This is a genomic window from Deinococcus sp. LM3, assembly GCF_002017875.1.
Taxonomy (GTDB): domain Bacteria; phylum Deinococcota; class Deinococci; order Deinococcales; family Deinococcaceae; genus Deinococcus.
Genome location: NZ_MUFV01000003.1, coordinates 1 through 22,500, shown reverse-complemented (window position 1 = coordinate 22,500; position 22,500 = coordinate 1). Strand labels below are relative to the sequence as shown.

General features: G+C 70.5%; 21 protein-coding genes. 14 read left to right on the top strand and 7 right to left on the bottom strand.

What is annotated here, in order from left to right; genetic code table 11:
• Window positions 1-120 precede the first annotated feature (120 nt).
• Both BXU09_RS16110 and BXU09_RS16105 read right to left on the bottom strand, forming a co-directional pair.
• Window positions 121-738 carry an MBL fold metallo-hydrolase gene (locus BXU09_RS16110; RefSeq protein WP_240501445.1) on the bottom strand — a complete coding sequence of 206 codons (618 nt, stop codon included), beginning with the start codon at window positions 736-738 and terminating at the stop codon, window positions 121-123.
• 105 nt (window positions 739-843) lie between these two features.
• Window positions 844-1,257 (bottom strand): MerR family transcriptional regulator, encoded by a 414-nt coding sequence (locus BXU09_RS16105; RefSeq protein ID WP_078305371.1) that lies wholly within the window; start codon window positions 1,255-1,257, stop codon window positions 844-846.
• Window positions 1,258-1,446: 189 nt separating this feature from the next.
• Here BXU09_RS16105 and BXU09_RS16100 point away from each other — a divergent pair, with 189 nt between their 5' ends.
• Complete coding sequence (locus BXU09_RS16100) at window positions 1,447-1,785, top strand: hypothetical protein (RefSeq protein WP_078305370.1); 339 nt, start codon at window positions 1,447-1,449, stop codon at window positions 1,783-1,785.
• A gap of 351 nt (window positions 1,786-2,136) precedes the next feature.
• Here BXU09_RS16100 and BXU09_RS16095 read toward each other — a convergent pair whose 3' ends face one another.
• From BXU09_RS16095 to BXU09_RS16085, 3 genes are all read right to left on the bottom strand, one after another.
• Window positions 2,137-3,363, bottom strand: coding sequence for a DUF4172 domain-containing protein (locus tag BXU09_RS16095; protein ID WP_078305369.1), 1,227 nt, complete (start codon window positions 3,361-3,363; stop codon window positions 2,137-2,139).
• A 297-nt stretch (window positions 3,364-3,660) separates the two neighbouring features.
• Window positions 3,661-4,890: a cytochrome P450 gene (locus BXU09_RS16090; RefSeq protein WP_078305368.1), complete on the bottom strand. Its 1,230-nt coding sequence runs from the start codon at window positions 4,888-4,890 to the stop codon at window positions 3,661-3,663.
• Entirely contained in the window at window positions 4,887-5,387 is a 501-nt protein-coding gene (locus BXU09_RS16085; protein WP_078305367.1) for a MarR family winged helix-turn-helix transcriptional regulator, read from the bottom strand. The genes BXU09_RS16090 and BXU09_RS16085 overlap by 4 nt, the downstream gene beginning before the upstream one ends.
• Before the next feature lie 178 nt (window positions 5,388-5,565).
• Here BXU09_RS16085 and BXU09_RS16080 point away from each other — a divergent pair, with 178 nt between their 5' ends.
• The 3 genes from BXU09_RS16080 to BXU09_RS20400 all read left to right on the top strand — a co-directional run bounded on the left by BXU09_RS16080 (window position 5,566) and on the right by BXU09_RS20400 (window position 8,743).
• The gene (locus tag BXU09_RS16080) at window positions 5,566-6,861 is read left to right on the top strand and encodes a glycerate kinase (RefSeq protein WP_078305366.1); all 1,296 of its coding nucleotides are present in this window, start codon (window positions 5,566-5,568) and stop codon (window positions 6,859-6,861) included.
• 48 nt (window positions 6,862-6,909) lie between these two features.
• Window positions 6,910-7,845 carry an ROK family protein gene (locus BXU09_RS16075; protein WP_078305365.1) on the top strand — a complete coding sequence of 312 codons (936 nt, stop codon included), beginning with the start codon at window positions 6,910-6,912 and terminating at the stop codon, window positions 7,843-7,845.
• 349 nt (window positions 7,846-8,194) lie between these two features.
• Window positions 8,195-8,743: a hypothetical protein gene (locus BXU09_RS20400; protein WP_144012298.1), complete on the top strand. Its 549-nt coding sequence runs from the start codon at window positions 8,195-8,197 to the stop codon at window positions 8,741-8,743.
• 136 nt (window positions 8,744-8,879) lie between these two features.
• Here BXU09_RS20400 and BXU09_RS16070 read toward each other — a convergent pair whose 3' ends face one another.
• A complete protein-coding gene (locus tag BXU09_RS16070) occupies window positions 8,880-10,586 on the bottom strand; it encodes a M20/M25/M40 family metallo-hydrolase (protein WP_078305364.1) in 1,707 nt (568 codons plus the stop codon).
• Window positions 10,587-10,801: 215 nt separating this feature from the next.
• Between BXU09_RS16070 and BXU09_RS16065 the strand changes: the two genes are divergently transcribed.
• Complete coding sequence (locus BXU09_RS16065; protein WP_078305363.1) at window positions 10,802-11,833, top strand: LysR family transcriptional regulator; 1,032 nt, start codon at window positions 10,802-10,804, stop codon at window positions 11,831-11,833.
• 155 nt (window positions 11,834-11,988) lie between these two features.
• On the opposite strand, the gene BXU09_RS16060 is transcribed toward BXU09_RS16065, so the two are convergent.
• Window positions 11,989-12,846: a metallophosphoesterase gene (locus BXU09_RS16060; RefSeq protein WP_078305362.1), complete on the bottom strand. Its 858-nt coding sequence runs from the start codon at window positions 12,844-12,846 to the stop codon at window positions 11,989-11,991.
• A 145-nt stretch (window positions 12,847-12,991) separates the two neighbouring features.
• Here BXU09_RS16060 and BXU09_RS16055 point away from each other — a divergent pair, with 145 nt between their 5' ends.
• The 9 genes from BXU09_RS16055 to BXU09_RS21985 all read left to right on the top strand — a co-directional run.
• Window positions 12,992-14,005 carry a LacI family DNA-binding transcriptional regulator gene (locus BXU09_RS16055; protein WP_078305361.1) on the top strand — a complete coding sequence of 338 codons (1,014 nt, stop codon included), beginning with the start codon at window positions 12,992-12,994 and terminating at the stop codon, window positions 14,003-14,005.
• Window positions 14,006-14,220: 215 nt separating this feature from the next.
• On the top strand, window positions 14,221-15,174 hold the full coding sequence (locus tag BXU09_RS16050) for an ABC transporter permease subunit (RefSeq protein ID WP_205684175.1): 954 nt from the start codon (window positions 14,221-14,223) through the stop codon (window positions 15,172-15,174).
• 31 nt (window positions 15,175-15,205) lie between these two features.
• Window positions 15,206-15,961, top strand: a complete 756-nt coding sequence (locus BXU09_RS16045) for a carbohydrate ABC transporter permease (RefSeq protein WP_205684174.1) — start codon at window positions 15,206-15,208, stop codon at window positions 15,959-15,961.
• 192 nt (window positions 15,962-16,153) lie between these two features.
• Window positions 16,154-17,701, top strand: coding sequence for an extracellular solute-binding protein (locus tag BXU09_RS16040; RefSeq protein ID WP_078305360.1), 1,548 nt, complete (start codon window positions 16,154-16,156; stop codon window positions 17,699-17,701).
• The gene (gene iolB / locus BXU09_RS16035) at window positions 17,698-18,516 is read left to right on the top strand and encodes a 5-deoxy-glucuronate isomerase (protein ID WP_078305359.1); all 819 of its coding nucleotides are present in this window, start codon (window positions 17,698-17,700) and stop codon (window positions 18,514-18,516) included. The genes BXU09_RS16040 and iolB overlap by 4 nt, the downstream gene beginning before the upstream one ends.
• Complete coding sequence (gene kduD / locus BXU09_RS16030; protein ID WP_205684173.1) at window positions 18,513-19,280, top strand: 2-dehydro-3-deoxy-D-gluconate 5-dehydrogenase KduD; 768 nt, start codon at window positions 18,513-18,515, stop codon at window positions 19,278-19,280. The genes iolB and kduD overlap by 4 nt, the downstream gene beginning before the upstream one ends.
• On the top strand, window positions 19,270-19,935 hold the full coding sequence (locus tag BXU09_RS16025) for a bifunctional 4-hydroxy-2-oxoglutarate aldolase/2-dehydro-3-deoxy-phosphogluconate aldolase (protein WP_240501444.1): 666 nt from the start codon (window positions 19,270-19,272) through the stop codon (window positions 19,933-19,935). Before kduD ends, BXU09_RS16025 begins: the two co-directional genes overlap by 11 nt.
• Before the next feature lie 214 nt (window positions 19,936-20,149).
• Window positions 20,150-20,983 carry a PfkB family carbohydrate kinase gene (locus BXU09_RS16020; protein WP_240501442.1) on the top strand — a complete coding sequence of 278 codons (834 nt, stop codon included), beginning with the start codon at window positions 20,150-20,152 and terminating at the stop codon, window positions 20,981-20,983.
• Window positions 20,984-21,856: 873 nt separating this feature from the next.
• A partial coding sequence (locus BXU09_RS21985) for an oligogalacturonate lyase family protein (RefSeq protein WP_276205853.1) occupies window positions 21,857-22,500 on the top strand: 644 nt, incomplete at its 3' end.

Genomic DNA, 22,500 nt, shown 5'->3' with positions numbered 1-22,500 from the left:
CCTGGGCGAGCGGGCCGCGCGGCGGGGAGAGTCTCAGCGGAACGCGACAGGCGTACCTCGAGCGCGGGGACGGGCAGGCAGCGGGTGGCACTGACGCTCCGGTACCCGCCAGGGCTGGCATCACACCAGGGTCAGGGTCTCGCCGTCCTGCGGGACGCGCAGTCGCGCCTCCACCCCGGCCTGCTGCGCGGCGCGGCGCAGATCGGCGCGGGTGGAGAAGCAGTGGTCGAGGCTCTCCAGGTGCACGGCCACGACCGTCGCGTCCGGCGCGGCGCGCAGCACCTCCACCGTCTGCGTGGCGTCCATGATCAGCAGCGTGCCGCCCAGCGCCGCGCCGCCCGAGTGGGTGACGATCACGTCCGGCCGCTCACGGGTGACCGTGTCGGTCACGGCAGGAATCAGCACGGTATCGCCCGCCCAGTACAGGGTCGGTTCGCCGGGGGCGCGGAGCACGAAGCCCATCGCGGCCCCCATCTGCGCGAGGATCTCCCCGCTGCCATGCTCGCCGTCCGTGCGGGTGAAGGTCAGGCCCGCCACGCTGACCGTGTCCTGAAGGGGCGTGACGTCCCGGAACCCGTACCCGCGCAGGGTGGCCTCATCCCCCGTCTGGCACAGCACCGGCAGGTCTTTGGGCAGGGCCGGGATCGCCGCCGGGTCGAGGTGGTCCGGGTGGAGGTGCGACACGACCAGCAGGGTCACGCCGCGCAGCACATCCTGTGCCGGGACGGGCAGGGGCACGGTCGGGTTGGGGGACACCCCGCAAACGACGGCAGGCTGTGCGGGTTCCCCAGCATCGGGTCGATCAGGACGGTCTGTCCGGCGAGTTCCAGGCGCAGGGTGGCGTTACGGACGAGGGTCAGGTTCATGGGAGTCCTCCAGGGTGGGGGCGCAGGCCGGGCTGGTGCCGGTCAGTTCGCCCAGTTGCGTGGTCAGGCGGTCACGGATGACGTGCAGGTCACGCAGCTGCGCGTCGATGTCCGCGAGTTTGCGGCGGTAGAAGTCGGCGGCGACGTCCGCCTCGACGGGATCGTCCGGGCCGCGCCCTGCCTGCCAGCACGGCGCGAAGCGGCGGATCTCGTCGAGCGTGAAGCCGACCGACAGGAACAGGCGGATCAGGCGGACCCGCGCCACGTCGTCCGGCGTGAACGACCGGTAGCCGTTGTCCTGCCGGACGCTGCTCAGGACGCCCGCGTGCTCGTAATGCCGCAGGGCGCGGACGCTGCAGCCGGTCCGGGCGGCGAGTTCACCGATTCGCATGCCCTCAGGCTAGACCCTGACGTCAGTGTCAGGGTCAAGTGGCCAAGCGCTGCATCTCGGTGGAGTCCGGGGCGCTGGGAGAACCCGGCCGTCCGGAACGTGAAGGGAATTCCCAGGCAACTCGATATGAAAAAAACTACACTTCGAGGGAGAATCTGTGAACTTCGCCCGACTCCACCGGAGGAATCCATGCCCAGAATCCTGACCCTGCTGGCCGCCCTGTGCTTCGGCTCTGCCCTCGCCGCCACGCCGGACACCGTGACCCTGCCCGACGGCGTGGTGGTCAAGTCCGACCTGCCCGGCTACCCGCGCGGGAACGGCGGCAGCTACGGCGAGAACCACCCGGACAAGATCCTGATCTGCCATGCCACCAGCGCCGTGGACACCAATGGCTTCGTCGTGATCAGCGTATCCAGGCAGGCCTACGAAGCGCACATGGCGCATGAGCACCTCAACCAGAACAGCAACAAGCAGAAGCGCGACGAACTGTATTACAACGGGTTCACCTGCACCCGTGCGCCCACCTGACACGCGGACCGGAGGGGTCTACAGCCAGCCCACTGTCCAGCTCATTCTGATGTTCGGACGCCCCGGTCCATCTGTAGTCACTCCCTTCAGGACTGACGAGCGAACGGTGACCGACTGTCTGGGCGCGACCTCATCGGTCACTCCGGTGGATGGCAGTGCATGGACTGAATCCCGCGGATGATAGCGGGAGTAACGGATCACGCCTGGAGGATGGCCGACCTGCTCCGATTCAGGAGCGGGCGGCCATGCAACGCAGCAGGTTCCACTCCATGCTGACCTGCGGTCTTACCCTATAGGTCAGGACGCGTGTGTCGCCGAGCCGGGGTCTGTTTCTGCGATGGGCTGCTGGAATCATGGCTCATCTGCTCCGTCCCTGCGTCCGGTCGTGAAGACGTCCGCGTTGAAGGCCGGGGTGTCTGCCTCGTCGGGAAGCAGCACGCGGTAGTGCACGCCCCGCCCGGCGCCCTCACGGATGAGCAGGCCGGCCGACACGAGGCCCTCCAGGTCGCGCAGGGCGGTGTCCTCACTGATCGCCTGGCGCCTCAGCGTGCCGGGCACCGGGTGCTTTCCGACGAGCCGCACGTATTTCTGACGGGTGAGTTTCCCGTCGAACGGCTCGAACAGTCGGTTCAGGACACCGAGCTGCCGGTCGTTCAGGGCCGCGGTCCGGTGCCGGTCGAAGTACGCGCGTTTGGTCCGCACTGCCCTCAGGGCCCGCTGCGTCTGGGCCGTGGCGTCCAGAACGCGTTGCAGGAACCAGTGCAGCCACGCGGTGACGTCCGGCGTGGCTTGCCGTTGCGTGCGTTCCAGGATCTCGTAGTACGCCCGCTGATGCTCCTGAATCTGCCGGGACAGGGAGTAATGACGCTCGCGGCGGCGGTCGGCCCGGGCGAGGAGCAGGTCCGTGAGGGTCCGTGCGAGTCGGCCGTTGCCGTCCTCGAACGGATGAATGATCAGGAAATGCAGGTGCGCGAGCCCGGCCTTGATGACCGGATCGAGAGACTGAGGCGCTTCCAGCCACGCCAGGAACGCCGTCATCAGGTCCGGTACGCGCCCGGCGGCCGGCGCCTGGAAATGCACGGTGGGGTTGTCGAGGCGGTTGCCGACCACCTGCATGGGTCCGTCCGCGTCGGTGCGGTACGCACCCGTGACGATGGGGGTGACGCCACGCTGCCCGTTCGGGAACAGGGCCCGGTGCCAGCGGAACAGGCGATCCTCGGTCAAGGGCAGGTGGGCGTTGCGGGTCGCGTCGAGGGTGACGTCGACCACGCCGACGACGTCACGGTGCAGTTCCGGCAGTCCGCCGTAGGGCAGACCGAGCCGCCGGGCCACACTCGAACGGACTTCCAGTTCGTCGAGCAGCTCCCCTTCGATGCGGCTGCTGCGGGCCGCGTCGTCTGTCAGGGCGTCCAGCAGCGCTTCCTGACGGGCGTCGAGCCCCAGGATACTCAGCTGCCCGCTGAGCGCGCCGCGCTGGAAATTCACCTGTTCGAGGAGATGTGACAGGGCCGCGCTGTCCCATGTGAAGTCCGTCCAACCAGGGTGGTCGTGCAGGTACTGGCGCCGGAAGTGGGTCATGCGGCGATTCTATCCCGTAATCGCCGCATATATCGCGGCGAATAAGGCGAGAAATCGCCGCAACCCGACTCCATACCGGTCCTTTTGGCCAGGAACGCGCTGTCCGGCGTGTTCCTGGCTCGGCGCTGGAGGTCTTCTGTCGATGCGAAGAAGTCCCGCGCCATCTCCTGGGACATGGCACTTTTGTGCAAGGTGCTGTAGGGGACGAGACCGCTGAGGCTGGTGATGTGGTTCAGCTGGGCGTGCGAGGCACAGTCACTTCGAACCGGGTGGGGAATCGGTATGGCCGCGTGCTGGTTACTGGTTTGCCGTTCGGCTGCGTCCCTGCCGGGTGCTGACGCGCAGGCCGCGTAATTCGTAGCCCTTGACGACCTCGTTGAAGGTGACGGTGGGTTCCGCCTCCAGGTGCAGGTCCTGCCAGATCAGCAGGCGGCGCAGGAAGGTGTCTGTCTCGCGGATGGCCAGGAAGGCGCCGGGGCAGCGGTGGTGTCCGTCGCCGAACGCCATGACGGGTGCCTGCACGCCGCGCGGCAGCGGCCGGGCCGGGCAGAGCGCGCCGGGGTGTTCGCCCGCCACGGCCGGGTCGACATTGACGGACCGGAGGTCCAGTTCCAGTAGCGTGCCGGCCGGGACGGTCTGTCCTTCCACGGTCAGGTCCGTCTGGGCGCGGCGGTACAGCCTGGACACCACCGGTTCCAGGCGCAGGATCTCGTGGAGGATGGTGTGCCGCTCGGCCTCGGTGCCGTGCAGGTACTCGCCGCGCAGGTCCGGGGAGCGCAGCAGGTGCCACGCGGCGACCGTGATGAACTCGCGCGTGGTGACCATGCCGGCCGTGCCGTACGTGAGGCACTCGGTCAGGATTTCCAGGTCGCTGTACTCGCGGTCGATCAGGTGGCTGATCAGATCGTCGCGGCGCTGGCGGCGGCGCGCCGCTATGGCGGGTTTCACGTCCAGCAGGTAGAACGCCAGCAGGTGGCGTTGTTCCAGAATCTGCCGCGCCTGCCCTGCCAGGCCGCCCGGCGCGGGGCGTTGCTGGGGGTCGCCGCCCTCCACGAAGGTCATGACGCGCCGTTCCAGGCCCGGCAGCAGACTGTCGGTCAGGCCCACGACCTGCGCCGCGACCTGCACGGCCAGCGTGAGGCTCAGGTCGTCCACGTTCCCGCGTCCCTGACGCAGCAGGGTGGCGATCAGGTCGTCGCACAGCGCGGCGATCATCGGGTGGTACGACGCGACGGTGGCGGGCGTGAAGTAACGGGCGGTGTCGCGCCGCATGGCGTGGTGTTCCTCACCCTCGGCGTACAGCACCGGCTGGCGGGACAGCAGTCCGGACTCCTGCAGGAGTTCCGCGCCGAATCCGGCCTGCCGGACGTTCTCGCTCCGCAGCACGTCCCGCGCGCTCTGGAAGGACGCGACCTGCTGCGTGCCGGGCGTGGTGGGGGAGGCCCCGGCGTGGCGGGTGAGGGACTCGCCGAAGCCGAAGGGGCAGGTGGGCGTGGGGTCTGTGTTGGTGGGGTCTGGGCTGGTCATGGGGTGGCCTCCGGGTGGGTCAGGGTGGTCAGGCGTTCGAGGGCGGCGGTCAGGGCGTGCAGGTCCGGTCCGAGGGCCGTGATGGCGGGCGCGGCGCTCTGCTCGGCGGTGTGCAGGGCGGCGCGCCACAGGGCCGCGCCGCTGGCCGTGACCTGCAGGGCGTGCCGGCGGCCGTCTCCGGGCAGGGTCGTGCGGGTGAGGGCCCCGCGTTCCTCCAGGCGGCGCAGGACGCGCGCGACCTCGTAGCGGGGCAGGTCGAGGGTGTCCGCCAGCTGACTGGGTGTGACCGGCGCCGCCTGAAGGTGACTGAGGACGATGAAGGTCCGCAGGTCGAGGTCGTGCGCGCCCTGAATGGCCTGCTGCAACCGGCTGCCCAGGCCCTGCCAGACGGTCCAGTAGGCACTCAGGAAGCGCAGCGGCTGCGCGTTCATGTTTGGCCTGCTCAGGTCTGGGCCGTTCAGGTCTGGGCCGTTCAGGTGTGCTCCGGGGGATCGCATGGTTGCAGAATGCAACTATTTCAGGCGGATGTGCTGAGTGAACCGTGAACCGCGCTGCCTGCACCGGGCTACCCGCCGCGTTCAGGGCGGCGTACCCTGAACCGACACCGCCCGGCGACACCCGCCGGTCCCGGTCCTTTCCGCGCCGCCAGCCTCCCGACACCCCACCAGGAGACCCATGACCGCTGCCCCCGCCGACCTCCGAGCCCTGCTGCACGGCGCTTTCCTGCATGCCCTTCAGGCCGCGTCACCGGCGCGGCTGCTGGAGCCGTTCCTGCGCGCCCAGCCGGCCCCCGACCTGATCCTGGCGGTCGGCAAGGCCAGTGTGCCCATGGCCCGCGCGGCGCTGGACGCCTACCCCGGTGTGCCCGCCCTGGTGATCACGCCGCGCGGCACGTCCGATCACCTGCCCCCCGGTGAACCACTGCCCGGCCCTACCCTGCCCAGCCACGCCGAGGTCCTGCGCGCCCCGCACCCGGTGCCGGACGCCGCGAGTGAACACGCCGCGCGGCGGGCCCTGGCGCGCCTCGGGGCGCTCGGGGCCGGCGGGCGGGCGCTGGTGCTGATCTCCGGCGGGGGCAGCGCCCTGCTCAGCCTGCCGCGCGGCGTGACCCTCGCCCAGAAGCAGGCACTGACCCGCGACCTGCTGGGCAGCGGCGCGGACATCCACGAGATCAACACCGTCCGCAAGCACCTGTCCGGCGTCAAGGGCGGTCAGCTGGCCGCGGCGACCCGCGCGCACGTTCACTCGCTGATCCTCTCCGACGTGGTCGGCGACGAGCCGGCCGTGATCGCCAGCGGCCCGACCGTGCCCGACCCCACCACGCACGCCGACGCCCTGGCCGTCCTGGACCGCTACGGGCTGCCCGCCCCGGAAGCCCGCGCGCACCTGAGGTCCGGCGCACCCGACACGCCGCACGACCTGCCGAACGCCACCTGGGAGGTCATCGGTTCCAACCGCACCTTCCTGGACGCGGCCCGCACGTTCATCGAGGCGCGCGGCCTCCGGGCCGTCATCCTGGGCGACACCTTCACGGGCGAGGCCCGGTCCCTGGGGGCCTTTCACGCCGCCGTGATCCACTCCATCCGGACGCACGGCACGCCCCTGCCGCCCCCGGTCGTCCTGCTGTCGGGCGGCGAGGCGACCGTCACGCTCACCCCCGGCGCCGGGCGGGGCGGACGGAACCTGGAGTTCGCACTGGCGCTGCTGACCGAGCTGGCCGTGACCGGACCCAGCTTGCGCGGAGTCCACGCCCTGTCGGCCGGTACGGACGGACAGGACGGCAGCAGCCCCGCCGCCGGCGCGTTCCTGACCCCGGACAGCCTGCTCCGCGCCGGACACCTGGGACTCGACCCGCGCGAGTTCCTGCGCCGCCACGACTCTCACACCTTCTTCGAGGCGCTCGGGGACACCCTGCACACCGGCCTGACCGGCCATAACCTCAACGACTTCCGCGCGGTCGCCCTGACCTGAAACCGGCCGCCCGTTCCCTCTCCCTTCCCGTCCCAGCAGAGGTCCAGCATGACGCACCCGTCCGAACCCGATTCGTCCGAACCCCACTCCGTTTCCCGCCGCGCAGTCGCCGTCGCGCTCGACATCGGCGGGAGTCACGTGACCGCCGCGCCCGTCGACCTGCGCGGCCGCGCCGTGACCGCTGCCCCCATCCGGCTGGACCTGTCCCATGACGCCCCGCACGACACCCTGATCGGCGGCTGGGCCGAAGCGGCCCTCGCAGCCCTCGCCGGGACCGGTGAGGCCGTCACGGTCACGCACCTCGGACTGGCCGTCCCCGGTCCCTTCGACGCGGCGCGCGGCGTGTCCGGCATGACCCACAAGTTCCGGGCGCTGCACGGCCAGGACGCCCGCGCCGCCCTCTTGGCCCGGCTGCGCGGCACGCCCCTGCAGGACACCCCCATCCTGTTCGGGAACGACGCGGACCTGTTCGCCCTCGGGGAATGGTGGGCCGGTGCGGGCGAACAGCTCGACACCATCGGCGTGACCCTCGGGACCGGCATCGGCTCGGGCTTCATCCGCGCCGGACAGGTCCAGACCGGTGGCCCCGGCGTGCCGCCCGGCGGGGAACTGTGGAACACCCCGTTCCGCGGCGCCACCGTCGAGGACGCCGTGAGCGGCGCCGCCCTGACCCGCCTGACCCACCGGCACCTGGGCGTGGCGCTGGACGCCCGGCAGCTGGCCGCACTGGACGCCAGTCAGTCCGGGCCGGTCTGGACGGCGTTCGGACAGACGCTCGGGGACGTCCTGGCCCCCTGGGTGCAGGCGTTCGGGCCGCAACGGGTGGTGCTGGGCGGAAACATCAGCCGGGCCTCCGGGCAGTTCAGCGATTCCCTGCAGTCACGGCTGCCGCCCGGCACCCAGGTGCGGCAGAGCCAGCATTTCGAGAACGCCGCCCTGCTGGGCGCGGCCTTCCTGCGCGGCCCTGAGCTGCCAAAACACTAGACCTCCTGCGAAAGTCCCTCTGGTCCTCGAATCTGTGTTCGAATTCCTTATATAGGCAGTAAAAGCGGAGGGACGGGATAGGCCGAAAATCTGCTTTCGCAGGGGAGGGGTCTATTGCCTACTGATAAAATGCATGATGAGGAAGCCGCCAATTCTCTTAACACTGGCCAGCATATGATATGGACTCCGATTGAATGGCCTGCAAAGACATTCAATCGGAGCGGATGCGACTTGCAGAGCTGCTCTGCAGAGTGGGAGAGAAACGCCCCTCCAGGCGTGGAGCTGGCAATCCGGTGAAGTCCCTGATTGTCAGCGAAACAGACGGAATCCGTATGATAGGTCCAATACCATGACCATGATTGCAGTTCTTAATCCGGGGCCAGAGGGCATCCATGATCAAACAGTTTGTGATGTCCTCATTGTTGGCGGCCCAAATGGTCTGCCATTTTTAGATTTTCGCCGAAAGTTACTTGCGGGTGATCCTGATATACGCGGGGTTGCCGCCCATGCGACGACGGACAATCTGGAGATGCGGCGTTTGCTCCTGGCTATTCGGCCGCACCTCTATACCGTTCAACTTCTCGATGGGTACTGGGCGGCCTTGCAGGGCCTCTTGCTTGATTGCAAAACGTGGACACCAGATCAGCGGTTGCGGGTGGGCATTCTCTCAGACCTTCTGCTAAAGGCATGTTCCATCGAAGATGTTCCAGACTTCCGGCAGCATTCAAAAATGGCAGCAGGTATTTTTCTCCCGTCGATGAGTGATCCGGGAGGGGATGATCTCCTTTTCAGTATGGTGAAAGATGCCAGAAGCGCTCACAAAGCCGCTCAACCGTCAGCCCCGGGTAATGCTCCTTTGGAACGGCTGCTTGAAGAGTTTGCACAGTTACATTATTGACCTCCTGTGAAAGTCACGCCACGCTGGCGACGGTGCGGTTGCATACCGCCGCCATGAGATTGACGCGTATGGTGACGGTAGACGTCCTTCAAGACGCGAAAAATGACATGGACACCGCCCGGACGACCGGCCGGAATCAGTCCGGGCGGCCCGGCCCCTGTGGGGTCACCAGCGCAGGCATGAGCGCGAGCCGCCACACGAGTTCCGGCAGCGTCCCGAACGAGTAGGGCTGATGAATCCGTTCGAACTGCTGGTGGTAGTCCCGGCCCCAGGGTCCGGCATTCACGGTCGGGAACGACAGGGTGTCGGCCCGGTCCGGCTGATCGCCCGGCGTGGGGGTCAGGTCGCGGGTGGCGGCCCGGTCCGCCTCGCTGGGTCGGTGCCCCAGGAAGCTCATGTCGGAGATGCCCTGAAAGTGATGACGCACCCGGACGGGCACTCCGGTCTGCTCCGTGAAGGTCTTCAGCGTGTCGGTCACCTGCCGGCCCAGGTCGGCGTCCACGTGCGTGGCGGGGTAGTGGACGGCGCCCAGGCCCACGATGACGGCCGGGCCGCTCAGTCCCGCCGCCTGCGCCAGGGCCAGCGTCCGTTCGCGGCTCTCGGCCAGGGGATCGTCGGTGCGGTCGGGTGCCGACAGCAGCGCCTGCACGCGCGCCTCGCCGACCTGCCGCTCGGCCTGCGTGCGCAGCTCGGCGAAGCAGAGGACCGCCGCCTCCGGTGCGGCGCGGCTGATGCCGTCCCAGCGGGCGGCGTGCTGCGCCTGCCGGGTCAGTGCGGTCCGGGCCGCCCCGCGCGCCTCGTGCAGGATCTGCGCCGTGACCTCGGCGGCGCTGCGGCGGTACGTGAGCACGTTGAAGGCGCACCAGATGTGGGCGGGGGTCGTGACGTCGTACCCGGCGCGGCTGTCGCGCAGTTCCAGGCAGGCGGGGGGCGGGCTGTGATCCGCGTGGGCGGTGTCGGTCAGGTCCGGGTTGGTTTCGATCCGGCTGACCAGTTCGGCGGCGATCAGGGCGGCGCTGGTTCCGTCGAAGGGGTACGAGGCGTGCGTGGCGCGTCCCAGGATCAGGGCCGTGACGGGCACCTTGCCGGTGGTGCCCAGGTACACCGCCTGTCCGTCGCGGCCGTCACCGGCGTCGTTGGTGGCGTCCAGGTTGATGCCCAGCCGGACGCGCAGGCCGCGCTGCCGGGTCAGGGCGGGCAGGTCGGCCGCTGCCTGCCGCGCGCCGCGGGAGCGCTGCTCCTCGTCCGGCGAGGCGATCAGCAGCAGGTTCACGGGGCGGTCGGCGGGTGCCAGGGCCGCGTAGCGTTCCAGGACGGCCAGCCCGGCGGCCAGTCCGGCCTTCATGTCCAGCAGGCCCCGTCCGGGCAGGAACTCGCCGCTGAGCAGGTCCTGCCGCGCCTGCCGTTCCGGGCCGCTCAGGTCGGGGCGGTCCAGGTGACGCAGCAGCGCGTCCCGCAGGGCGTGCGGCGTGAAGGCGTGCGGGGCGTGCGGCCCGTAGGCGCCGGTGCCGACCGTATCGAAGTGCCCGCTCAGGATGACGGTGTCGGGCTGCTGACCCCGGACCAGCGCGTACAGGTTCGCGGACGTTCCGGCCGGAGCGGTCCACACCCGTTCCGGTTCGCTCTGGAACGCCGGCCATGAGCGCAGCAGGTTCCGGAGCTGGAGCGGGAACTGCTGCTCGCCGGGCGTGCCGGTCACGCTGGGCCAGCCGGTCAGGGTCAGGGCCAGCTCGCGCGTGCGCGTGAACCAGTCGCCGGGCGTGGCCGCCGGGACCGTGAGGCCGGTGGAGTCCGGGTGCGCAGGAGGCTGAGATGGCGGCGAGGTCGGCAGTGATTGGGACATGGCACTCCTGGGTCGAGACGGACTCCGGCTGAATTCTGCGAGGGGGCGGGGCGGCAGGGGAGAACCGCTCCTGGCGGCGCGGAAGAGACGGACCGGGGGTCTTCCGATCCGGCCGTGCACATGACCTGTGGGGGGCGGCAGTTCTCTTCCCGGACTGTACGGACCGCCCGACCGCGTGAGGCGAGCCGCCCTGCGGGGCTCGGCCCGTGCTATGAATGAAGCTCATGGCCGGGCCATCCCCCGCATCCCAGCACGCCGCCCAGCCCACCGGACAGCCCACCAGCCAGCCGACCGGTCAGCAGGTCGCGCCGCCCGCTGCCACGCCGCCTGCCGACATACCGTGCGGGCAGGGGCCGCAGCCCACGCTCGCGCAGTGGCGGGCCTTCGTCGTCGCCGCCCAGCGCGGGAGTTTCAGCGCCGCCGCCATCGAACTGAACGTCACGCAGTCCGCGCTCAGCCACGCGCTGAGGCTGCTGGAACGCACCCTGGGCGTGCCGCTGCTCCGCCGGGGCGGCCGGGGGGTCCAGCTGACCCCGGCCGGGCAGCGCGTCCTGCCCGGCGCGCAGCGCCTCGTGGACGCCGCCCGGACCCTGATCGACCTGGCCCGCAGCGCCGAACTGCACGGGACCGTCACCGTCGCCGCCTTTCCCAGCCTCGCCCGGCACCTGCTGCCCGGCGCGCTCCGGCGCCTGCGCGGCGTGGCCCCCGGCGTGAACGTCGCGGTCGACGACGCCCACCTCGAACGTGACGCCGTGTACCGCGCCGTGCAGTCCGGGCAGGCCGACGTGGGCCTCACCCAGCTGCTGCCCGGCAGCGCCCTGAACGCCCGGCCCCTCGGGGAGGACCCCTACCTGCTGGTCCTGCCCGCCCACTGGACACTGCCCGGCGCGTGGCAGCGGCCGTACATCCACCTGGGCGACCCACATGACCGCCGCGTCCCGGACGCCCTGGCCCGCCACGGCGTCCGGGTGCGGCCGGCCCTCAGCCTGAACAGCGAGGCCGCCATCGCCGCGATGGTCGCCGGTGAACTGGGGTTCGCGGTGCTGCCGCACCTCACGATGCCTGAACTGCCGCCGGGCGTCCTGGCGCGCCCCCTGCCCTGGTCCGTCTCCCGGACGTACGGCACGGTCGTCCGGCCCGGCCCGGTAACGCCGGCGGTGCAGGCCGTCCTGGACGCCCTGTGGCCGCCCGACGCGCCGTCAGCCGACCCTTCCGCCAGCCTCACGCCCCCTGACGCGGGCCTCTGACGGCGGTTCCGCCGGGTCATACGGACTGCCGTTTGTTTCGCTGACAACCCGGAACATCGCCGGGTTGCCAACTCCACGCCCGGCAGCCCGCTTCTGCTCCCACTCGCTTCGCTCGGATTGAGGGGACTGCAAAGACCCTTCAATCGGAGTCCGTATCAGGGGGCGTGGAGGTCCAGCAGCACCAGTTCGGCCGGGCAGTCCCAGCGCAGCGGCACGCCCGTGACGCCCAGCCCGCGCGACACGAAACCCAGCGCCTGTCCGGCCGGCGTGACGCCCGGCGTGCCCTCGGCGGGACACTGCACGATCCGGTCGCCGCGCACCCAGCCGCGCAGGACGTTCAGGAGGGTGCTGCGTTTCTTCAGCGGTCCGATGAGTGGCAGCCGGACCTGCCCGCCGTGCGTGTGGCCGCTGAGGGTCAGGCCTACCCAGTGCGGCACCTGCGACAGGTAGTCCGGGTTGTGGGCCAGCAGGACGACTGCGCCGCCCGCGTGGTCCTGCAACGCGGCGTTCAGGTCCTGCTGCCCGAACCACCAGTCGTCGACGCCTGCGACGTACAGGTCGTCACGGACCTGCACGCCGGCGTTGTTGATGAGCCGCACGCCGGCGCGGGTCAGCTGTTCGGCGAACTGCTGCCGGGTGGCGTTGGTGTTCAGGCTGGTCCAGTCGTGGTTGCCCCACACGGCGTACACGCCCAGCGGCGCGTGCAGGTCCGCGAGTTCCGCCAGCAGCTTGGTGTGGTGCCGCCGCCCGACGCCGCTGTCGAGGAAGTCGCCGGTGATGACGATCACGTCCGGCCGGGCCTGCCGGGTGGCCTGCACCCAGCGGCGCACCGAGCGGCGGCGCATGAAGATGCCGTAGTGCAGGTCGCTGAGGTGCGCGATCCGTACCGGGCGGGTCAGGCCGTGCAGGGCGGCGCGGTGGGTGGTGGTCTGGAAGCGGTAGGTGTTGGTGACGCCCAGAGCCACGACTCCGGCCGCCGTCCAGCCGAGGGTGTTCAGGGCGCGGCGCAGCATGTCGCCCAGCTTACGGGATGCGCGGGGCGTTCAGGGTGGGGACGTGCAGGGCGTGCATTGACGCGCGGGTGGGTGGGTGTTACAGTCTGGGTAATCGTTAACCCAGATCTTGATGGAGCATCCGCGCCCCATCACAGGAGTGCCCATGACTGCCCCCGTCACCATCGCAGACGTCGCGCGCCTTGCCGGCGTGTCGGCCGTCACGGTTTCCAAGACCCTCAACAACACCGGCCGGATCAGTGAGCAGACCCGCGCCCGCGTCATCCAGGCCGCCCGTGACCTCGGGTACGTCGCCAACCCCGCCGCCCGGCGGCTGCGCGGCGCCCGCACCAACCTCGTCGGAATGGTCGTCCCGGAACTCGTCAGCCCGTACTTCGCCGAGGTCGCCCGCGCCGCCGCCGAGGCCGCCAGCAGCGCCGGCCTGGACCTGGGCGTCTTCACCACCAGCCGCGACCCTGCCCGCGAACGCGAACGCGTCGCGGCCCTCAGCGGCGGACTGGCCGACGGACTGATCCTGGTCGTTCCCACCGACGACCCGCAGCACCTGGGCGTCCTGGAACGCAGCCGCACGCCCATCGTGCTGATCAGCCACTTCGGGACGCCCACCGACCTGCCCAACGTCCGCGCCGACTCGTACCACGGCGCGCACGCCGCGACCACGCACCTGCTCGACCTCGGGCACCGCCGCGTGGGCTTCATCGCCGGGGCCGACGGGTCCAGTCAGGCCCACGAGCGACTGCGCGCCTACCGCGACGCCATGGGGGAACGCGGCCTGCTCGATCCCGCCCTGATCCGGCCCGGCAACTTCACGCAGCGGCGCGGGTTCGAGGCGGCCCGCGAACTGCTGGACCTGCCCCACCCCCCCACCGCGATCTTCGCCGCGAGCGACGCCACCGCCTTCGGCGCGATGGACGCCGTCAAGGACCGCGGCCTGCGCGTCCCGCAGGACATCAGCGTGGTGGGCTTCGACGACATCGCCGCCGCCAGCCAGAGCCACCCGGCCCTGACCACCGTGCGCCACCCCATCCACGACATGAGCGACAGCGCCCTGCGGCTGCTCGCCGGCGCGCTGGCCGGCGAGACGGTGCGCGGCACGGTCCTCGACTACCCCAGCGAACTGGTCGTCCGCGAGACGACCGCCCCGCCCCGAAGTCCCTGAAACGGCCTCCCCCCACGGCCCGCCGCGACCGACCCGCCGCCACCGGCCAGCCGCCTCCCGACCGACCCCTCTGACCGACCGCGCCGCGTTCCGCCGCCTCACCCCATGACCTGACCGGCCCCGACCGGCTTCACCCAACCCGCACCCCCATCCACCCGCCGGAGTCCGCCCAGGCCCCGGTGACGGGCGCTTACGTGCCGCAGGAGGTCCCACCCATGACGAACGTGATCCGCTCTGCCCCGCCCGCCGCCCGCCGCAGCCCCCGCCAGCGCCTGCTGGCCCGCCTGTGGCGCCACCGGGGCCTGTACCTGATGCTGCTGCCGGGCCTGCTGTGGTTCGCGCTGTTCCGGTACTGGCCGCTGTGGAACGCGCAGATCGCCTTCAAGGACTTCCAGCCGGTGCAGGGCGTCCTGAACAGTCCCTGGGTGGGCCTGGAGCACTTCCAGGCGTTCTTCTCGTCGTTCTACTTCTCGCAGCTGATGACGAACACCCTGCTGATCAGTTTCGCGAAACTGCTGATCGGGCTGCCCCCGGCGATCATCCTGGCGATCGCCATCCACGAGAGCACCCGCAAGGGCCTGGCGCGCGTCACGCAGACCGTCACGTACCTCCCGCACTTCCTGTCGTGGGTGATCGTGTTCGGCATCCTGCTGGCCATGCTCTCGCCCGGCAGCGGTCTGGTCAACAAGGGCGTGATCGCGGCCGGCGGCGACGCCGTGTCGTTCCTGACCGACCCCGGCGCGTTCCGCGCGGTCGTGATCTTCAGCGACATCTGGAAGGAGACCGGCTGGAGCGCGATCCTGTTCCTCGCCGCGCTGATCGGCATCAGCCCCTCGCTGTACGAGGCGGCCGAGGTGGACGGCGCCACCCGCTGGCAGCGCATCCGGCACATCTCGCTGCCCGGCATGCTCGACGTGATCGTCCTCGTGACCCTGCTGCGCCTGGGGCACATCCTGGACGCCGGCTTCTACCAGATCTACGTCCTGTACTCGCTGCCGGTGTACTCGGTCGCGGACGTGATCGACACCTGGGTGTACCGCCAGGGCATCCAGAACTTCCAGTTCTCGCTGGCGACCGCCGTGGGCCTGTTCAAGGGATTGATCGGCCTGCTGATGATCGTGATCGCCAACCGCATCGCCCGCCGCTTCGCCGGTCAGGGCCTGTACTGACCCCCATGAACGCTGCTGTGAGGAGCCCCGCATGACCCGAGTCCGCCGCCAGAACGACCGCGCGTTCGACCGTACCGTGAACGCCTTCCTGATCGCCGTGCTGCTCGCCACGCTCATCCCGCTGGTGTACGTCGTGTCGGTCAGCCTGACACCGCTGGGGCAGACGACCAGCCTGCTGCCGCGCGCCGTGTCCTTCAACGCCTACGAGGAACTGCTGCGGCAACCCGCCCTGATCCGCGCGCTGGGCAACAGCGTGTTCCTGACGCTGAGCGGCGTGCTGATCAGCATGATCCTGACCGTCTGCACCGCGTACCCGCTGTCGCGCCCGGACCTGCCGGGCCGCAAGTTCCTGACCGGCGTGATCCTGTTCACGTTCCTGTTCAGCGCCGGACTGATCCCGCTGTACCTCGTGATCCGCGACCTGAACCTGCTGAACACGTACTGGGCGCTGCTGCTGCACGGCGCGGTCAGCGTCTACAACCTGCTCGTCATGAAGAACTTCTTCCAGAACCTGCCCGAGAGCCTGGAGGAAGCCGCGAAGATCGACGGTGCGAGCGACCTGCAGGTGCTGTGGCACATCGTGCTGCCGCTGTCCAAACCGATCCTGCTGACCATCGGGCTGTTCTACGCCGTCACGCAGTGGAACTCCTTCTTCGAACCCGTGCTGTACCTGTCCGACGCGCGGATGATGCCGCTGCCGGTGGTGCTGCGCGACATCCTGACCGGCCTGAACTCCGCCGAGTACGTCGAATCGGCCGCCACCACCACCGCCCCCCGGACGCCCTGAAGATGGCGGCCGTCGTCCTGACCACCATTCCCATGCTGCTCGTGTACCCGTGGATTCAGCGGTACTTCACGTCCGGCACGCTGTCCGGCGGCGTGAAGGGCTGAGCGCCCTCCCCCGCACCCCAGACCGGCACCGCCCACCCCCAGACCGCCCACCCCCACACCGCCCACCCCCCAGACCGGAGGTTCCACCATGACGCACCTGACCCGCACCACCGCCCGCACCCTGGCCCTCGTGACGCTCAGCGCCCTGCTCGGCGCGCACGCGCAGAAAGCCACCGACCTGTCGGTCGCGCTGTACGCCGCGAACCCCGAGGCGCCCGCCCCTACCGCCGGATGGGACACCGGCGAGGTCATCCGCGCCCGCACCGGCGTGAACCTCAAGTTCACCATGCTCCCCACCGGCGCCGACGGCGACAACAAACTCGGGTCGCTGGCCGCCGCGAACGACCTGCCGGACCTGTTCGAGATCCGCAACCGCAACCTGTTCTACCAGCTGATCCGCCAGGGACAGGTGGCGCCCGTGTCCAGCCTGCTGCCGCAGATGCCGCAGCGCACCAAGGCCCGCTACGGGAACGCCATGCGCAACGGCCTGGTGAACGAGAACGGGCAGATGTACGGCCTGCAGGAACCCGCCACCCTCAGCCGCCAGTACGGGATCATGGTCCGGCAGGACTGGCTGGAGAAACTGAACCTGAAGACCCCCACCACCCTCGACGAGTTCCTGAACGTCGCCCGCGCCTTCACGGAACGCGACCCGGACGGCAACGGCCGCAAGGACACCTTCGGCTACTGCGGCGTGATCGACTTCGACACCGCCGGTATCCTGCCCGGCCTGGGCCTGGGCAACCACTTCCAGTGGGTGTACGGCGCGTACGGCGTGCCCGGCACCTGGAACTACCGCGCGGGCGCCGCGTTCGCCGCGAACGTCCGCAACCCCAACTACCGCAAGGCCACCGAGTACGTCCGCAAACTCGTGGACGCCAGGGTCATGGACCCCGACTGGGCCACCATGAAACGCAGCGACCTGCGTAACCGCTGGCAGCAGGGCAAATGCGGCCTGTTCTTCGAGAGCGTCGGCGGCCTGATCGCCGGGTTCAAGAATTTTGAGGCGAATAACCCCAAGGGCGACCTGCGCTTCGTGCCCGTCCCCAAAGGCCCGAGCGGCAGCCGTTCCATGGGCACATTTGCGAACGCCGGGACGCTGCTGGTCGTGTCGAAGAAGGCCATGGACGCCGGGAAGGGCCCCGCCATCGCGAAATTCCTGGAGTGGGCGCACAGCGGCGAGGGGTACTTCCAGCTGGCGTTCGGGAAGAAAGGCACGGACTACACCCTGGTCGGCGGCGTGCCGACCGTCACGACCACCAACGTGAACGGCCGCCTCACGAACACGCAGCTGCGCTTCCTGGCGCTGAACGGTCAGGCGGCGGAACTCAAGGGCCGCTACGGCACCCTGAAATTCAGTGACGGCCGCTCCGTGAACGTCTACAACCTGCTGATGGACACCCGCCGCAACAACAACTGGATCGACCGCAGCGGCGACCTCGTGGTGCCCGCCGCGCCCAACCAGGCCGACATCGACCGCTACGTGTCCGAATCGCTCGTGCAGTTCGTGCTCGGCCAGCGGCCCCTGAACGACGGCAACTGGAAGTCCTTCACGGACGGCCTGAACGGCCTGAACTTCGCCGGGTACGAGAAGAACGCCTACGCGGCCCTGAAGGCCGGGGGGTTCGTCAAGTGAGCGCCCCCGCCACCTCCAGCCCTCACTTCCATACCCTGAGCGGTGGGGAGGGGCTGCAACCCCTTCAGGACGACTCCTGCCAGCTGCTGGACTTCGCCAAGCTCAACCTGAAGGCCACTCAGAGCGTCAGCGGCGAGTCCGGGGACCGCGAGCACCTCCTCGTCGCCCTCAGCGGCCGCACCCGCGTGCAGGTCGGCGACCACACCTTCGAGTCGGTCGGCGGACGCGCCAGCGTCTTCACCGGCCTGCCGCACAGCGTGTACATCCCGCGCGGGCACACCTGGACCGTCACCGCCCACACCGACTTCCAGGGCGCCCTGCCGTCCGCGCCCAGCGACCTCGACACCGCCCCCTACGAGATCCGGCCCGAACAGGTGAACACCGGTCAGTGGGGCACCCTCAACTACGCCCGGCAGTTCCGCGAGATTCTCGTCGCGCCCAATGGCCTGCCCGCCAGTCGCCTGATCGTCGGGGAGACCCTCACGCCCAGCGGCCACTGGAGCACCTACCCCCCGCACCGCCACGAGGAGAACGCGGGCAGCGAGAAGTTCCACGAGGAGATGTACTACTTCCGCGTGTCCAGCCCCGAAGGCTGGGGCCTGACCCGCCACTACTCGCCGGAACGCGGGTACGACGACACGCACACCGTCCGCGACGACACGCTGCTGGCCATTCCGCACGGGTACCACACGTACGTCAGCGCCCCCGGCTACGCCGGGTACTACCTGTGGTTCCTCGCCGGGGACGGCCGCGCGCAGGGCGTGAAACTCGACCCGGACGTCGGCTGGGTGCAGAAGACCGTGGGGATGCTGTGATCACCAACCCCTTCGACCTGAGTGGCCGCGTGGCGCTCGTCACGGGCGGCGGCGTCGGGATCGGGCAGGCGCTGGCCGTGGCCCTCGCGCAGGCCGGGGCGGACGTGGCCGTCACCACCTACGGTCACCACGACGGCACGACCGGCGCGCAGGTGCAGGCGGCCGGGCGACGCTTCGCGGCCTTCCAGGTGGACCTCAGCACCCAGACCAGCGCCGACCTGGACACTCTGCTGGACGACGTGGAAGCGCAGCTGGGGCCGGTGGACATCCTGGTGAACAACGCCGGGATCATCCGACGTGAGGACGCCCACGCCTTCAGCGACGCCGACTGGGACGACGTGATCGCCCTGAACCAGACGGCCGTGTGGCGCCTGTGCCGCGCCGCCGGGGCCCGCATGCTCGGGCGCGGACACGGGAAGATCATCAACGTGGCCTCGCTGCTGGCCTTCCAGGGCGGCATCCGCGTCCCCGCATACACGGCCAGCAAGCACGCTGTGGCGGGCCTCACCAAGGCGCTGGCGAACGAGTGGGCGGCGCGCGGCGTGAACGTGAACGCCCTCGCGCCCGGATACATCGCGACCGACAATACGGCCGCGCTGCGCGCCGACCCGGACCGCAGCCGCGCCATCCTGGACCGCATTCCCGCCGGACGCTGGGGCCGCCCCGAGGACCTCGCGCAGCCCGCCGTGTTCCTCGCCGCGCCCGCCAGCGACTACGTGAACGGGCACGTGCTGGTCGTGGACGGAGGCTGGCTTGCCCGCTGACGTGGCCCGGCCCGCGCAGGCCGACACCCTGACGGAGACGCTGCGCGCGGCGGGCGTGGTCGGCGTCCTGCGCGCCCCGGACGTGGCGGCCGCCGTCCACGCGGCACATGCCGCCGCGCGGGGCGGACTGCGCGTCCTGGAACTGACGTTCACGACCCCTGGTGTGACGGACGCCCTGCGCACCCTGCGCGCTGAACTGCGCGGCGTGACCGTCGGCGTCGGTACCGTCCTGACCGCCGCGCAGGCACACGAGGCTGTCATGGCCGGGGCGGCGTTCCTCGTCAGCCCCCACCTGGACGAAGACCTGCTGCGCGAGGCGCAGGCCCTCGGCGTGCCCTACCTGCCGGGCGTGCTGACGCCCAGCGAGGCCCTGCGGGCCACGCGGCTGGGCGCGCCGGTGTTGAAGGTGTTCCCGGCCGCCAGCGCGGGCGGCCCCGGCTTCATCCGCGACCTGCGCGGCCCGCTGCCGCACCTGCACCTCATGGCGACCGGCGGAGTCCGTCCGCACGAGGTTCCCGCCTACCGGGATGCCGGGGCGCTCGCGGTGGGTCTGGGCGGCCACCTGTTTCCCGCCCGGGCTGTCGAGACTGGCGACTGGGACGCCGTGGAGGCCGCCACCCGCGCCGCGCTGCGCGAGGCGGGACTGCCACTGTGACTCACCCTGTGCACCGACCGCTGGACCTGATCGCGCTTGGCGAGTGCATGGTGGAACTGCGCGCGGACGGCCCGCTCGGCGATGCCCTGCAGCTCACGCGGGCCTGCGGTGGGGACACCCTCAACGCCCTGGTGAGCGCCGCGCGGCTCGGGAGCCGCTGTGGGTTCATCAGCCGCGTCGGCAGCGACCCGTTCGGCCACGGACTGCGCCGCGCATGGCAGGCCGAGGGATCGACGTCACCCACGCGCCGCTGGTGGACGGCGAGAACGGCGTGTACTTCATCTCACTGCACGCGGACGGCGAACGCGAGTTCACGTACCGCCGCGCGGGCAGCGCCGCTACTCACCTGAGTCCGGCCGACGTGGACGCCGCGTACGTCGCCGCCAGCCGGACGCTGCTGCTCTCAGGCATCACGCAGGCGATCAGCGCTTCGGCGCAGGCCGCCACCCGGCACGCCGCGCAGCTCGCCCGCCAGTGCGGCACGCGCGTCGCGTTCGACCCGAACTACCGCCCGCGCCTGTGGGCCGACCGGGCAGGTGACGGAACCGGGCTGGACGCGGCCCGCGCCGCGCTGCATGAGCTGCTGCCCTTCGTGGATCTGCTGCTGCCGAGCTTCCCGGCGGACGCTGCGCTGCTGGACCACTCTGCGCTGGACCACACCTCGGTGGACGCGCCGGGCGCCGCACGGGCCTTCGCGGCGCTGGGCGTGACGGTCGCCCTGAAGGCCGGCGCGGGCGGCGCGTGGCTGTGCAGTCCACACGCGGACCCGCAGCACGTTCCCGCCCGCCGTCCCGGACGTCCTGGATACCACGGGCGCCGGGACGCCTGGAACGGCGCGTTCCTGCACGCGCTGACCCACGCCCACACGCCCGAGCAGGCCGCGCGCGCCGCGCACGCCTGCGCCGCGCACGCCATCCGCCACCGGGGCGCCCTGCCGCCACCGCCGTTCCCTCACGCCCCCACCCGGAGACGCACGCATGACCGAACCCGCCCGCTTTCCCCCCCCCGATCCTGGGCGCCGACTGGTCGCCCGCCGAACCCGGCGTGACCGCCGACTCGCCGCGCGCGGCAGCAGCTGATGGCCATGCAGGTCCGGTTCGAACGCGGCGCGCGCGGCGCCGCCACGACCACCCGCACGAGCAGCTGACCCTGGTCCTGTCCGGCACCTTCGAGTTCGTGCTGGGCGACACCGCCACACCCTGCACGCCGGGACAGCCTCAGCATTCCCGGCGGCGTGCCGCACGAGGCGCTCGCCGTCAGCGACGGGGAACTGCTGGACATGTTCACGCCCGTCCGCGAGGACCTCGTCGGTCCCTGACCCGCCCGCACTCCTGCAATCGAGGCTTCCCGTGCCCAAAGGCCAGCTCCGCTCCCTGACCCCCATACCTTCACCGACCCGGACACCGGCGCGGCCGTCACGCGCCTCACGCCGAGCGACGTCACCTGCCACCGCACGTATTTCTACCAGCGCTGCTTCACGCAGGCGGTGACCGGCTGCTGTTCGGCGGTCTGTTCGACGGTGACTGGAACCTCTACCTGCTGGACCTCGCGACCCAGCAGGCCCGCAGTTGACCGAGGGCCCCGGCGACAACACCTTCGGCGCGTTCCTGAGTCCCGACGACGCGCCGCGTACTACGTCAAGGCGGGCCGTGAACTGCGCCGCGTGCACCTGGACACCCTGCGCGAGGACGTCGTGTACACCGTCCCGGACGGCCAGCGCGGCTACGGCACCTGGTCGCGAACAGCGAGTGCACGCACATGGTCGGCATCGAGGTCGCCGAGGGGACCTGCTGCCACTCGACAGCTGGGCGGGCTTCCGCGACACCTTCCATCGCAACCCGCGCTGCCGCCTGATCGTCATCGACCTGCGCAGCGGGCAGGCGCAGGTCATCCACAGGAGGCCCGCTGGCTGGGCCACCCCATGTACCGGCCCGACCCACCGAACAGCGGCCCGGCCGGCGTCCGCGCGCCCACCGTCGCGTACTGCCACGAGGGGCCGCACGACCTCGTGCAGCAGCGCATGTGGCTGATCGACGGGGACGGCCGGCACCCCCGTCCCGTGCGGCCACACGTGCCCGGCGAGTCCTGCACGCACGAGTTCTGGGTGCCCGACGGCTCCCGGCTGATCTACGTGCTGTACCGCGCCGGGCAGCGCGACCGCCTGATCTGCGCCGCCGACCCCGACACCCTGACGAACGAGACCCTGATGACCATGCCGCCCTGCTCGCACCTCATGAGTAACTTTGACGGCACGCTGCTCGTCGGGGACGGCAGCGGCCCTCCCGAGGACGTCGCCGACGCCAGCGCTCACCAGTTCGAACCCGACCCTTTCCTGCACCTGTTCGACCTGCGTACCCGCACCAGCCGCCCCCTGGCCGGCCACCACTCGTCGTGGCGGGTCCACCTGGGCAGCCGGCAGGTCACGCACCCTCACCCGTCCTTCACGCCCGACGAGCAGGCCGTGCTGTTCACCAGCGACATGCACGGCGAACCCGCGCTGTACCTCGCCCGGCTACCCACCCCTGAACGCCCTTCATCTGGCGCCTTTAAGGCTTTTGTGCGACC

Excerpts from the sequence above, each read along its gene's own strand:
- BXU09_RS16045 (WP_205684174.1), top strand. The coding sequence starts at position 15,206 with ATGACCCGAGTCCGCCGCCAGAACGACCGCGCGTTCGACCGTACCGTG.
- BXU09_RS16040 (WP_078305360.1), top strand. The coding sequence starts at position 16,154 with ATGACGCACCTGACCCGCACCACCGCCCGCACCCTGGCCCTCGTGACG.
- BXU09_RS16060 (WP_078305362.1), bottom strand. The coding sequence starts at position 12,846 with ATGCTGCGCCGCGCCCTGAACACCCTCGGCTGGACGGCGGCCGGAGTC.
- BXU09_RS16105 (WP_078305371.1), bottom strand. The coding sequence starts at position 1,257 with ATGCGAATCGGTGAACTCGCCGCCCGGACCGGCTGCAGCGTCCGCGCC.
- BXU09_RS16080 (WP_078305366.1), top strand. The coding sequence starts at position 5,566 with ATGACCGCTGCCCCCGCCGACCTCCGAGCCCTGCTGCACGGCGCTTTC.
- BXU09_RS16070 (WP_078305364.1), bottom strand. The coding sequence starts at position 10,586 with ATGTCCCAATCACTGCCGACCTCGCCGCCATCTCAGCCTCCTGCGCAC.
- BXU09_RS20400 (WP_144012298.1), top strand. The coding sequence starts at position 8,195 with ATGACCATGATTGCAGTTCTTAATCCGGGGCCAGAGGGCATCCATGAT.
- BXU09_RS16075 (WP_078305365.1), top strand. The coding sequence starts at position 6,910 with ATGACGCACCCGTCCGAACCCGATTCGTCCGAACCCCACTCCGTTTCC.
- BXU09_RS16065 (WP_078305363.1), top strand. The coding sequence starts at position 10,802 with ATGAAGCTCATGGCCGGGCCATCCCCCGCATCCCAGCACGCCGCCCAG.
- BXU09_RS16020 (WP_240501442.1), top strand. The coding sequence starts at position 20,150 with ATGGCAGGCCGAGGGATCGACGTCACCCACGCGCCGCTGGTGGACGGC.
- BXU09_RS16095 (WP_078305369.1), bottom strand. The coding sequence starts at position 3,363 with ATGACCCACTTCCGGCGCCAGTACCTGCACGACCACCCTGGTTGGACG.
- BXU09_RS16100 (WP_078305370.1), top strand. The coding sequence starts at position 1,447 with ATGCCCAGAATCCTGACCCTGCTGGCCGCCCTGTGCTTCGGCTCTGCC.
- BXU09_RS16055 (WP_078305361.1), top strand. The coding sequence starts at position 12,992 with ATGACTGCCCCCGTCACCATCGCAGACGTCGCGCGCCTTGCCGGCGTG.
- BXU09_RS16050 (WP_205684175.1), top strand. The coding sequence starts at position 14,221 with ATGACGAACGTGATCCGCTCTGCCCCGCCCGCCGCCCGCCGCAGCCCC.
- BXU09_RS16085 (WP_078305367.1), bottom strand. The coding sequence starts at position 5,387 with ATGCGATCCCCCGGAGCACACCTGAACGGCCCAGACCTGAACGGCCCA.
- BXU09_RS16090 (WP_078305368.1), bottom strand. The coding sequence starts at position 4,890 with ATGACCAGCCCAGACCCCACCAACACAGACCCCACGCCCACCTGCCCC.